Source organism: Acrocarpospora macrocephala (genome assembly GCF_009687865.1).
GTDB lineage: Bacteria > Actinomycetota > Actinomycetes > Streptosporangiales > Streptosporangiaceae > Acrocarpospora > Acrocarpospora macrocephala.
The window spans coordinates 95,040-106,874 of record NZ_BLAE01000039.1 but is presented as its reverse complement, the minus strand read 5'-3'; the positions used below and the strand labels follow the sequence as shown (position 1 = coordinate 106,874).

At 70.3% G+C, this 11,835-nt stretch carries 11 protein-coding genes; 3 read left to right on the top strand and 8 right to left on the bottom strand.

Annotated features, from left to right (window positions below; genetic code table 11):
- The 3 genes from Amac_RS31895 to Amac_RS31885 form a co-directional block, all read right to left on the bottom strand.
- Positions 1-551, bottom strand: a 551-nt coding sequence (locus Amac_RS31895) for a DUF937 domain-containing protein (RefSeq protein ID WP_155358117.1), incomplete at its 3' end; no start/stop codon positions are given.
- A 78-nt stretch (positions 552-629) separates the two neighbouring features.
- On the bottom strand, positions 630-1,274 hold the full coding sequence (locus tag Amac_RS31890) for a response regulator (RefSeq protein WP_155347507.1): 645 nt from the start codon (positions 1,272-1,274) through the stop codon (positions 630-632).
- 14 nt (positions 1,275-1,288) lie between these two features.
- The gene (locus tag Amac_RS31885; protein WP_155358116.1) at positions 1,289-3,247 is read right to left on the bottom strand and encodes an ATP-binding protein; all 1,959 of its coding nucleotides are present in this window, start codon (positions 3,245-3,247) and stop codon (positions 1,289-1,291) included.
- Positions 3,248-3,762: 515 nt separating this feature from the next.
- On the opposite strand from Amac_RS31885, the gene Amac_RS31880 reads away from it, so the two are divergent.
- Complete coding sequence (locus Amac_RS31880; RefSeq protein WP_170322764.1) at positions 3,763-4,626, top strand: CPBP family intramembrane glutamic endopeptidase; 864 nt, start codon at positions 3,763-3,765, stop codon at positions 4,624-4,626.
- An 8-nt stretch (positions 4,627-4,634) separates the two neighbouring features.
- Positions 4,635-5,444 carry an acyl-CoA thioesterase gene (locus tag Amac_RS31875; protein ID WP_170322763.1) on the top strand — a complete coding sequence of 270 codons (810 nt, stop codon included), beginning with the start codon at positions 4,635-4,637 and terminating at the stop codon, positions 5,442-5,444.
- Between the two features lie 3 nt (positions 5,445-5,447).
- On the opposite strand, the gene ftsH is transcribed toward Amac_RS31875, so the two are convergent.
- The 3 genes from ftsH to Amac_RS31860 are packed head-to-tail and all read right to left on the bottom strand — an operon-like array spanning position 5,448 to position 8,870.
- Positions 5,448-7,382, bottom strand: coding sequence for an ATP-dependent zinc metalloprotease FtsH (gene ftsH / locus Amac_RS31870; RefSeq protein WP_155358113.1), 1,935 nt, complete (start codon positions 7,380-7,382; stop codon positions 5,448-5,450).
- Positions 7,383-7,412: 30 nt separating this feature from the next.
- Positions 7,413-7,904, bottom strand: coding sequence for a DUF1269 domain-containing protein (locus Amac_RS31865; protein WP_155358112.1), 492 nt, complete (start codon positions 7,902-7,904; stop codon positions 7,413-7,415).
- A 54-nt stretch (positions 7,905-7,958) separates the two neighbouring features.
- Positions 7,959-8,870 (bottom strand): hypothetical protein, encoded by a 912-nt coding sequence (locus Amac_RS31860; RefSeq protein ID WP_155358111.1) that lies wholly within the window; start codon positions 8,868-8,870, stop codon positions 7,959-7,961.
- A gap of 98 nt (positions 8,871-8,968) precedes the next feature.
- Here Amac_RS31860 and Amac_RS31855 point away from each other — a divergent pair, with 98 nt between their 5' ends.
- Positions 8,969-9,943 carry a DUF3616 domain-containing protein gene (locus Amac_RS31855; protein ID WP_155358110.1) on the top strand — a complete coding sequence of 325 codons (975 nt, stop codon included), beginning with the start codon at positions 8,969-8,971 and terminating at the stop codon, positions 9,941-9,943.
- Here Amac_RS31855 and Amac_RS31850 read toward each other — a convergent pair.
- Together Amac_RS31850 and Amac_RS31845 are read right to left on the bottom strand one after the other, a co-directional pair.
- Entirely contained in the window at positions 9,934-10,608 is a 675-nt protein-coding gene (locus tag Amac_RS31850; RefSeq protein WP_246268853.1) for an aminoacyl-tRNA hydrolase, read from the bottom strand. The genes Amac_RS31855 and Amac_RS31850 overlap by 10 nt on opposite strands.
- Complete coding sequence (locus tag Amac_RS31845; RefSeq protein WP_246268851.1) at positions 10,605-11,807, bottom strand: MFS transporter; 1,203 nt, start codon at positions 11,805-11,807, stop codon at positions 10,605-10,607. Before Amac_RS31845 ends, Amac_RS31850 begins: the two co-directional genes overlap by 4 nt.
- Positions 11,808-11,835 lie beyond the last annotated feature (28 nt).

Sequence of the window (11,835 nt, the reverse complement as noted above, 5' to 3'; positions counted from 1 at the left end):
GACTGGGGTTGGGGGCGGGGGGAGTCCTGGTCGCCGAAGATGGCGTTGAGGAGGTTGCCCAGGAGTTCGCCGAGGCCGGTGCCGCTCATCTGCTTGCGTTCCTGGTCGAGGTCCTGGGACATGGTGCCCATGTCCATGCCCCGGTTGAGGCGCTTGGCGAGCATGGACATGACCATGGGCGCGACCATCGTCAGCACCTTGGAGACGGTCCTGGGGTTGATGCCCATGAACTGGGAGATGCCCTGAGCCGCCTGTTCCGTGCCCTGGTCGCCGAGGACGTGGCTGAGGATCTTCTGGCCGTCGTTGGCGTCGGCGAGGGCGGTGACGTTGGTGAAGGGGTCGCTGTCGGTGTGCTGGTCCAGGGCGGAGCGCAGGGATTGCGCGCCGCGCGCGTGTTCGGTCTGGTGGGCCATGCCGCCCACGATGGTGCCGAGCGAAGCCTGGACAGCGCCCTTCGCGGATTCGGTGTCGGTCCCGATCATGACCGCGATCTGCTGAATGCCCTTGGGTCCCAGCTGGGAGAACAGGTCGTCCTGCATCGACTGGCTCACGGTAACCCCCCGTATGAACGTCGTCTCCGCGAGGCCCTTCCCCGGACTAATTACGCATAACTTCCTAAAAGCCTCAAATCACTCTCCGAGGCCGGCCTGTCGCGCCCGGACCACGGCCTGGGCGCGGTCGGCCACCTGGAGTTTGGCGAACACGTTGGTGAGGTGGTTCTTCACGGTTTTCAGGCTGAGGAACAGGATTCTGGCGATGTCGGCGTTGGACTTGCCGGAGGCCAGCAGGTCGAGGATCTCGCGTTCGCGCTGGGTGAGTTCCGGGAACGGGCCGCTGCCGGGTCCGGTGGCCAGGAAGCGGCGGATGCGGCGGGCCACGGCGGCGCCGTACACCGCCTCGCCGCGGGCCACCGCCCGGACGGCGGCGATGAAGTCGGCGCCGCCGGTGCCCTTGAGCACGTAGCCGCGCGCCCCGGCGCGGAGCGCGGCGAACACGGAGGCGTCGTCCTCGCTCATGGTGAGCACCAGGATGCCCAGGTCGGGGCTCCGGTCGATGAGCCTGCGGGTGGCCTCCAAGCCGGAGGTGCCGGGCATGACGAGGTCCATCACGACCACGTCGGGGTTGCTCGCGAGCGCCATCTCGATGGCTTCCTCGCCGTCGCCCGCCTCGCCGACGACTTCCGCGCCGCCGACCTGTTCGAGCAGGGCCCGCAGGCCGTGCCGGAACAGCGGGTGGTCGTCCACCAGCAGCACCCTGACCGGGGACTCCGTCATCGGTTCCTCCTCGTTCACAGCGGCAGCACCGCCGCGACCGTGGTCCCGCCGCCCGGCGCGGACCGCCGTTCCAGCACGCCGCCCAGCTCGGCGGCGCGCTCCCGCATGCTGCCCGAGCCGACACCCTCCACCAGGGGTTCCGGCAGGCCGCGGCCGTCGTCGCGAACCTCCAGGAGCAGCCGGCCCTCGCGGGCCGCGGCCGAGATCTCCACCTTCGCCGCTTCGGCGTGCCGGAGCGCGTTGGCCAGCGCCTCCTGAACGATCCGGTACGCGGCGACCTCCACCGCGGCGGGCAACACCGGCAGCGGCCCCGGCATCGACACCGTGACCACGGGACCGCTGTCCGCGTCCAGCGCCAGATCCTCCAGCGCGCCGCCGAGGCCCAGCTCGTCCAGTGCGGGCGGGCGCAGATCGTGCACGATCCGGCGGACGTCGCCGACCAGCCCGTGGGTCAGTTCCCGGACGTCGGCCAGCGGCTCGCGCAGCGCCACCGGCGCCTTGGCCTCGATCAGGTCCAGCCGCACGCCGATCGCGGCGAGCCCGGGGCCGAGACCGTCGTGCAGGTCCCGGCGGAGCCTGCGGCGCTCCTCCTCGCGGGCGATCACCAGGCGTTCCCGCGAGGTCTGGACCTCGCGGGTGAGCCGGACGGCGGCGACGGCCAGCGCGAGGTGGCGGGCCAGGTCGTCGAGGACGGCCAGGTCGGCCCGGGACAGCGCCTCCCCCGGTGATCTCGGAGCCGCGCGCAACTCGCCTTCACGTCGGCCGCTGGCGTGCAGCGCGAGCCGTACGCCGTCGGAAGGGATCTCCCCCACGACGGACAGGGGGGTGCCGTCGGCGGCCAGGACGGCGACGGCGGGGAGGCGGAGGGTGCGGGCCACGGTGTCGGCGGCGCCGTCGAGCAGGCGGGTGGGGTCCGCGGAGGCCTCCAGCTGGTGGCCGAGGCGGGACAGGGCGGTGGCGGGGTCGCCGCGGTTGCCGAACAGCAGCCTGCCGACGGCGCGCTGGACGGCGTCCCGCACGGGGGCGAAGGCGATCGCCACCACGGCGGTGCCGATCAGGGGTTCCAGGGCGCCGCCGTTGAGGCGCAGCAGCTCGTGGGCGGTGCCGACCACGGCCAGGTAGATCGCCAGCAGCACGCCGGTGACCAGGACGGAGACCACCGTCCTGCGGATCAGGATCTCCAGGTCGAACAGGCGGTAGCGGAAGATCGAGATCGCCGTGGCGGCCGGGAGTAGAGGCAGGGTGAAACCCAGCAGCCACACGCCGATCGGCGGATGGTACGGGAGGAAGGTGTCCGCCAGCACGGCGGCGGTGATGGCGGCGGCGGCCGCGAACACGGGAACCAACTGCCGTCGCTGCTCGCCGTTGGGCTCGGTGCCCCGGAACCGGACGGCGAGGGCGGCGGCTCCCGCCAGGCCGAGGGCGACCATCACGACGGCGAAGGCGATCGCGGCCTGCGGGGTGGGCACGAAACCGATCGGGTTGGGCTCTTCGTGACCCCAGACCCAGATGCGGTCCCGGAAGACCAGGATGAGCTGGAGCACCGCCATCCCGGCGATCAGCGCGCGCAGGACCGGCCGCCAGCGCGGCGACGGGAGGCGCCCGTCCGGGAGCAGCAGGGGAAGCAGCAACAACGGGCCGAAGCCGGTGAAGAACACCCAGTTCAACGACCACGCCGCCAGATCCGCACCCGGCCAGCCGAGCCCGTCGCCATAGGCCGCGTAACCCCCGAAAAGCGCCTGGAGTGTCACGCCCGCGCCCCCGACGCAGAACAGCCAGCCCACCGGATGCCGCGGCAGGCGCGCCAGGATCAGCGCTCCGATCAGCGGATACGTCAAGCCGACGACCGCGTCGAGCGCGAGGTAGGTCAGGTCTGCCTCGGGCACGCTCACACTCAACACGACGCCCCCGACAATCCCGAGCGAGCACAGGACCGGGATCGCCCACGGCCACCGGGAAGCGGTACTACGCATTAGGACATCATCGAACATTTCATGACACGGACGAAATGGGCCTAGAGTCCTGGCTCACCCGGGACCTGGTGAAACGGCCAGGGGTGACGCCGATGGGAACAGCCCTCGAAGCGACGGGCAGCCGGTTGGTCCCACCCACCCTCCCTTTGTTTCCCCCGGGCTCCGCCCGGCCCCGCCATCGCCGTGGTCGCCAGACGAAACGACAGCCACGGCGTGGTGGTCCCACCCACCCAGCCTTCTGTTTTCCCTCGGGCTCCGCCCGACCCCGACATCTCCGTGGATGCCCTCGCGAAACGACAGTCGCGGCACGGTGGTTCTCCCACCCACCCAGCCCGTCGTCTACCCTCGGGCTCCGCCCCCTGCCATCCCCGTGAACACGCAACACGCCACAGGCAAGACCTCACCAGGGGACCTTTTAGGATCGCCCCGACGCCATAATCTCTCCAGATCGATCGGGACTCGGAGGGGACCCGCCGATCAGGCGAATGGGACCAGTCCACCGATGGACTCCGGCCATGGATACCACCTATTCGCTCACCCTGGTTCGCAAGCAGCTGACCATGTTCGCCGTCGTGCTGCTCGTGCTGGTGCTGCCCGCCTTGGCGTACGCGATCTCACAAGGCCTTGATCTCAACCGCGTCAGCGAGGCCCCCATCGGCGCGCAACTCGCCGTCTACAGCCAGGCGTTCGCCCCCACGCTGGCCGCTCTGGCCGCCTGGCTCGCCGGAGGGCGCGGTTTGCGCGGGTTCGACTGGGGCTTCCGCAGGGTGCCGTGGCGCACGCTCGGCATCGCCTGGATCGTCCCCGTCGTCGGCATCGCACTCGGCTACGGCTCCGCCTGGGTCACCGGCCTGGCCCGCTTCGCGCCCGGAAACGTGACCGACTCCACCGGTTTGCACCCCGCAGTGGCGGTCGTGCTCGGCCTGCTCCCCGGCATCGTCCCCTACGTGATCCTGGCCCTCGGCGAGCAGATCGGCTGGAGCTCCTTCCTGACCACCCGGCTCGCCCAGACCAGGAGCACCGACGCCACCGCCCTCATCGTCGGCCTCTGCTGGGCGTCGTTTCACGTGCCGATGATGCTGTTCGTCCCCGGCGCGATCGACCAGGGCATCCCGATCTTCTACGCCATCCCCTGCTTCGCCGTACAGTCGGTGACGATCGCCTTCCCGCTGGTCTGGCTCCGCGTGCGGACGAAGAGCATCTGGCCGGTGCTCATCCTGCACGCGACCCTCAACGCCGCCCTCTACTTCGTAGCGGGCGCGATGACCGCCCCCACCGAGAATTCACCATGGTTCGTCGGCGAAGGCGGCGCGCTCACCACACTCGGCCTGCTGATCGCCGTGCTCGCCACCCGCCGGCTGTGGCGCAATCCCGGATAATAAGACGCATGGCGATCGTGTGGGACACCGTCTTCGGCCCGGTCAAGCTCACCCACGAAGGCGAGTCCCTCCGCGCCGACGTGGACGGTGACATCAACTTCCGGGGTGTCGTGTTCGGCGGCTGGACGGCCTCACTCGCCGCCCTGGCCGCCGCCGACGGCTTGGACGGCCAGGTTCTGAGCGCGCTGCACGTCGTCTTCACCGGCCAGGTACGCCCGGGCGCCCTGCTCTTCGACATCGAGCGGCTGCGCGCCGGCGGCTCGATGGCCGCCCGCCGCGTGACCGCGCACCAGGGCGGGGAACCACTGGCCTCGGTCCAGGCCTGGTTCACCCGCCCCGACCTGTTCCCGTCCGCGACCCACCCGCGCTCCACACCACCCCAACGATCCTGGGACGACTGCCCCACCCTCGAATGGTCCTGGCCGGACGCGCCCTTCCTCCGCCACATCGACGAACGCGGCATCGACTACCCCACCTCGTACGCCACCTTCCAGCACGGCCCGCCGCACGTGGAGCTCTGGGCCCGCCCCTTCGAGCGTCACCTGGAGCCGCTCCCCCGCCAGCTCCTCGACGTGATCCTCTTCGACGCCCACCTCCTGGACGCCGCCTACCGCGCGACCACCCTCACCGACCTGCACATGGTCTCCCTCGACCTGTGCGTCACCTGGGCCGCCACCCCGCCGGACGGCTGGCTGCACGTCACCACCGACGCCCTCCTCGGCCCGTCCCTGGTCGTCACCACCGGAACCCTCGCCGACGAGCACGGCACCCGCTACGCGGTGGCGACCAGCCAGGGACGCTCGTACGCCCCACGCTGACACCTACCTGCCACGCTGGATGTCGATCCGCGGGGGAATGCCCGCCGCCTCGTACGCCTCGGCCTCGTCCAAGGTTTCCCGCTCCAGCAGCGCACTCACGATGTTGTCGAGTTTGTCGCGGTTATCCCGAATGACCTGCTGCGCGATTTCGTAGCATTCCTCGACGATCCTGCGGGTCTCCCCGTCCACCTCGGCCAGCGTCGCCGCGGCCGCCTGGGGCTGGTCGTCCTGCGGCAGGATGTTCAACGGGCCGATCTTGGGCGACATCCCCCACCGGCCCACCATGCCCCGGGCGATCGCGGTGACCTGCTCCAGGTCGTTCTCCGCCCCGGTGGTGACCAGCCCGAAGACGACCTGCTCGGCGGCCATCCCGCCGAGCGCGCCGACGATCCGGCCGCGCAGGTAGTTCTCGTCGTAGGCGTACCGGTCGTTGTCCGGCGTGGACAGGGTCACGCCGAGCGCCCGGCCGCGTGGGATGATCGAGATCTTCCGTACGGGGTCGGCGCCCGGCTGGAGCATGCCCAGCAGGGCGTGGCCCGCTTCGTGGAAGGCCGTGCGGATTCGTTCGTCTTCGGGCATCACGATGGCGCGAGCCGTACCGAGCTGGAGTTTTTCCAGCGCGTCGGCGAGGTCGGCGGAGTGGACCTGGACGTTGCCGCGCTTGGCGGCGAGCAGGGCGGCCTCGTTGACCAGGTTGGCCAGGTCGGCGCCGGTCATGCCGGGGGTGCTCTTGGCGAGCCTGGCCAGGTCGACGTCGGCGCCGAGCGGGACGCCCCGGGTGTGCACCTTGAGAATCGCGGTACGGCCCGCCGCGTCCGGCGGGGAGACCACGATGTTCCGGTCGAACCGCCCGGGCCGCAACAGCGCCGGATCGAGGATCTCGGGGCGGTTGGTGGCCCCGATGACGATCACGCCCTCCCCGGCGGTGAACCCGTCCATCTCGGTGAGGATCTGGTTCAGGGTCTGCTCGCGCTCGTCGTGCCCGCCGAGCGCGCCCGCGCCCCTGGTCCGCCCGATGGCGTCGATCTCGTCGATGAACACGATCGACGGCGCGACCTTGCGGGCCTCGGTGAACAGCTCGCGGACCCGGGACGCGCCGACGCCGACGATCATCTCGATGAACTCGGAGGCGCTGGCCGAGAAGAACGGCACGCTCGCCTCGCCCGCGACGGCTCGCGCCAGCAGCGTCTTGCCGGTGCCCGGCAGCCCGGTGAGCAGCACGCCTTTGGGGAGCTTCGCACCGAGTTTGCGGTATTTGGAGGGCTCCTTGAGGTAGTCCACGATCTCGATGAGCTCGTTCTCGACCTCGTCGATCCCGGCCACGTCCGCGAACGTGACCCTGACCTTGTCGGTCGCGATCGGGTGGGCCGCCCGGGATCTGCCCAGCGCGCTGAGGCCGCCGCCGCCCATCATGGAGGTGCCCCGGCGCAGCAGCCACATCCACACCCCGGCCAGCAGCAGGACCGGCAGCAGCGACAGCACGAGATTCCAGAACGTCCCGCGCGAGTCGCTGAGCGGCTCCGCCTTCACCGTCACGTTCTGGCTGGTCAAAAGCTGAAATATCTGGTCTTGGTTGGCGAAGACCGGCATCTCCGTCGAGAACTTGGTGTACATCTTGTTGCCGTCGGGATCCTTGGCCTGCGCCTTCAGGTCGCCCTGGATCGAGTATCCGGTCGCGTAGATGTCCTTGACGTTCCCGGCCTCGACCTGCTTCAGGAACTGCGTGTACGAGATCGTCTCCACCGCTTCCCCGTCATAGAACGAGGAGACCACGAAGAACAGCGCGTACGTGATCAGCAAGGTCAGCGCGAACCGGAACCAGTTGATCTTCGGGCCTTGCGGTTTGCCCGGGGGGAGACCCTCGGCGCGCCAGGGCTTGGGCTCGTCCTCGCCCGCGGGCTTGTCCGGTTCCCTGCGCTCCTGCGGCTGGTCGGCCACGGGTCTCCCCCCGCCCGTCGACGACGGGGCTCAGCCGCGCGCCGCGGCCACGGCGTGCTTGAGCTGGTCCTCCTGGTCCTTGCTGAGCGAGGTGTGGATGATCCGCCCGCCGTACGGCGCGAGCTGCGGGATGACCTTGTCGGGCGTGCTCTTGTCGATGAGCAGGAAGAGCGCCGCCGCGCCCGGCTTGAGGCCTTCGGCCAGGTCTTTCATGAACTTGTCGTCGACCCCCACGTCGCTCATCGCGCCGATCGCGGCGCCGGTGGCCGCGCCGACGGCCATGCCGAGGAACGGCATGAAGAAGATGAGCCCGATGAGCCCGCCCCAGAGCGCTCCCCCGGCCGCCCCCGCGCCGGTGGTGCCCACCATCTGCTTCATCTTGATTTTGCCGTTCATGGTGCGTTCGACGATCGCCATGTCCCGGAGCTCGATCAGCCGCTCTTTCTGGAGCTGCTGGACCTTGTCCCGGACGTCCACGGCGGTGGAGACGTCGTCGTACGCGATAGCGATCAAATTCGCCATTGGAAAACCCCCCGATTATCCAGATGGCGCTATATCTCCCCAGCTCAGAGCTCTCTAAAGCACCTTAATCTTGGACATTACGGTGTTGATGTCGCGCCAGCGCTTCTTCTGGGCGTCGGGCACCGTGATGAACACCAGCGCGGGCTTGCTCTCCGGCACGTCCAGCAGCGCGAGCGCGGCCATCGAGCGGCGCTTGTCGCCCTTCACGGTGTAGTTGACCTCGTAGCCGAGCAGCCAGCCGTTCCGGTCGTCCACGGAGATCGGCTGGGAGGCGGTCCACTCCAGCGTCGCGCCGGCGGGGTGGTGGTTGAGGGTCCAGCGGGCGGCCAGGAACGCGGTGTCGCGCAGGCTGTCCTGCACCTCGATCGGCACTGGGCAGGAGACCAGCATGCCCCGGTAGGCCATGCCCTTGATCTTGCCGAGCAGCTGGCGGGAGGCGAACGGCGACGCCTTGGCCAGACTCCATTCCTTGCTGAACCGGGGCACGGCGACCCCGGATCGTTCGTCCTTGAGGGAACCCCGGACGGGCGCGGAACGCCCCGCGAGGGCGGCCAGCTTGGTGTCGGCAGCGGGCAACGCGGGCACCCGGGGATCTTCCTGGGCGATGGTCAGCGCCGAACTCGCCGACGGGCTGGGCGCCGCGGATGCGACGACCGCGCCCCCGGACGAGGGGGTGGGGGACGGCGGCGCGAACGTGGGCGTCGGCGAGGGGGCCGCGGCGGCCGGGAGCGTGCCGGGCTCCTCCCTGGTCGCCACCACGGCGGCGACGAGCACGGCCACGAGCCCGACGACCACGGCGCCCGCGACAGTCCGGTAGACCAACCGCATCGGCAGGTCACCAAGGCCTTTGCCCGACGGTGGCGGCGGTGGAAGCTCCGGGATCGTGATCTTCGGTAGCGGTGTGGTCTCGGCCTCAGCCGCGACGTACGTCGGAACCGCCTTAGTCCCATAGTCCCCAGGTGACACGAACGGGAGCGTACGCGAACTCCGGGTATTTTCGGGTGCGATCACCATCACACTTCGGGAACAGGTCCGTACCCGATAATTGGTCCGATAATGGTGGCGTGCGCGTCGAACTCCGCTTCACCGCAGGTACCGGTATCCATCACGATCTGTCGGCCGTTCGCCAGGACGGCCGCTGCCTCTGGGTGGCCGGAGACGAGTCCTCAGCCGTCGAACGCCTCACGTGGCGGGACGGCGCCTACCAAGATCATCATTCGTTTCGGCTGTCCGAATTCGTCGAGCTGCCGGCCGGTCCGGACGAGGAAGCCGACATCGAGGGCCTGGGCCGCGCCGACGGCTGGCTGTGGGCGGTCGGCTCGCACAGCCTCAAGCGCAAACGCGTCAAACCAGGTCAGACTGGCGAAAAGGCCCGCAAGCGGCTGGCGACGGTGCTGCGGGAGGAGAACCGTTTCATCCTGGTACGGCTCCCGCTCGTCGAACGCGACGGACTTCCGGTCCCGGTCCGCAAGGACGGCCGCAGAACGGCGGCCATCCTGTCCGGTCCCGGCCGGAACCTCGCGGACATGCTCGATGACGACGACCATCTCGGCCCGTTCCTGCACCTGCCCGGCAAGGACAACGGATTCGACATCGAGGGCATCGCGGTCATCGGATCCCGCGTGCTGGTCGGATTACGCGGTCCCGTGCTCCGCGGCTGGGCGGTCATCCTGGAGATCAGGCCCGAGACGAATCCGCACGATCCGCACCGGCTCCGCCTGGACGGCGATTACCAGACCCACTTCGTCGATCTGGACGGTCTCGGCATCCGGGATCTCTGCCCGATCGGGGATGACCTGCTCATCCTGGCCGGGCCGACGATGACCCTGGACGGCGCGTTCCGGGTGCTGCGCTGGCGGCCCAACGGCGACTTCGCCAACCCGCCGACGCTGGTCACCGAGCTGCCCATGGTTCCAGGCGCGGACCGCCCCGAAGGTCTCGCCCTGCTCCCGGACGGTCGCCTGCTGATCGTGTACGACACCCCGGCGCCGGACCGCCTGACCCTCGACGGCGTCTACGCGGACATCGTTCAGGTGTGACGCAGCGGTCCCCAGCCCTCCGGCCGGAAACCACCCCGCCGGAGCCAGGGTGTGTCCGCGATCACGGTGACGCTGCCGGGTTCGATCTCCGTGAAGCCCGCGTCCCTGACCGCGGGCAGGCCGCTCTCCATGAGCTTCCGCCAGTCGTCCGGTGCGGCCGTCCGCACATCCAGCGCGAACCCCTCGGAACGCCACGTTTCCCGCTCCTCGGGTCCCGTCCCCCACCAGGCGAGTTGCGCGGCGTGCCCGCATTGCGCCATCGCCTTGCCCGCCGACATGTCCAGCCCGGGATTCACCCACAACACCACATCCCCGGCGGCGCCCAGCGGGTGGTGATCCTCCAGATCCGTCCCTGACACCTGCAGCCGGGACAGTTCCTTCGGCCACCCGTCCAGCGGGATCGGCGGATGCACCCGCACCTCGGCCGTGCCCGCCGTCGCCGTGAGCCCCGGCAGCTCCAGCACCCGCCGCCACTCCGCGCCCCTGGCCCGCCGCACCACCTTGCGAATCCCGATCCGCTCCCACTCCTGTACGGCTTCCGCCCACTCGCCCGGCTCGTCCAGCAGGGCCAGCACGCCCCGGGCGGCGGCTTCCAGCGCGTCGACGCGCTCGGGCGGGGTGGCACGCTCGATCCGCACCACCAGGGGGAGCACTCGTTGGGTCACGAGGTCAAGGATGCCGCACGATCGCGGGCGATCAGCAAGGACATGATCGCGGCGAGGGCGCAGAGGGCGCCGGCGCCGTACCAGGCCAGGTCGTAGTGGCCGAGGTGGTCGCGGGTGAGGCCCGCGAGGGTGGCCGCGAAGGCGGCGCCGATCTGGTGGGAGGCGAAGACCCAGCCGAAGACCACGCCGCCGTCCGCGCCGTAGATCCTGCGGCAGAGCGCGGCGGTCGGCGGCACGGTGGCCACCCAGTCCAGGCCGTAGAAGATGATGAAGACCAGCATGCTCGGCTGGGCGGTCTCCGCGAACAGCTGCGGCAGGACCAGCAGCGAGGCGCCGCGCAGCGCGTAGTAGACGCCGAGCAGGATGCGCGGATCCATGCGGTCGCTGAGCCAGCCGGACAGGATGGTCCCGACGATGTCGAAGATCCCGACCACGGCGAGCAGTCCGGCGGCGGTCGTCTCGGCCATGCCGTGATCGTGCGCGGCCGGGATGAAGTGGGTGCCGACCAGGCCGTTCGTGCTGGCGCCGCAGATGGCGAACCCACCCGCCAGATACCAGAACGGGCGCGTCTTCGCCGCGTCCCGCAGCACCCTGACCGCTCGGGCGGCCGCGCCCCCGCTCGGGACGGTCGCCGGCGTGTCCTGCGTCGCGCCGTACGGCCTGAGCCCGAGCTCCTGCGGCCGGTCGCGGAGCAGGAACCAGATCAGCGGGACGACGGCCAGCGCGGAGGCGGTCACGGTGAGCGCGGCGGCGCGCCAGCCGGAGGATTCCACCAGGACGGCCAGCACGGGCAGGAAGATGAGCTGGCCGGTCGCGCCGCCGGCGGTGAGCACGCCGATGACCAGGCCGCGGTGGCGGACGAACCAGCGGTCGGCCAGGGTGGCGGCGAAGACGAGGGCCATCGAGCCGGTGCCCAGGCCGACCAGGACGCCCCAGCAGAGCACGAGTTGCCAGCTCTGGGTCATGAAGACGGTGACGCCGCTGCCGAGGGCGACCAGGGTCAGGGCCATGGTGACCACGCGGCGCATGCCGAAACGGTCCATCAGGGCGGCGGCGAAGGGGGCGGTCAGGCCGAAGAACATGAGGTTGACCGAGACGGCGAAGCCGATCGTGGCGCGGGACCAGCCGAATTCGCGTTCCAGCGGGCTGATGAAGACGCCGGGTGTGGCGCGGAACCCGGCGGCGCCGATGATCGCCACCAGGGCGACGGCGGCGACGATCCAGGCC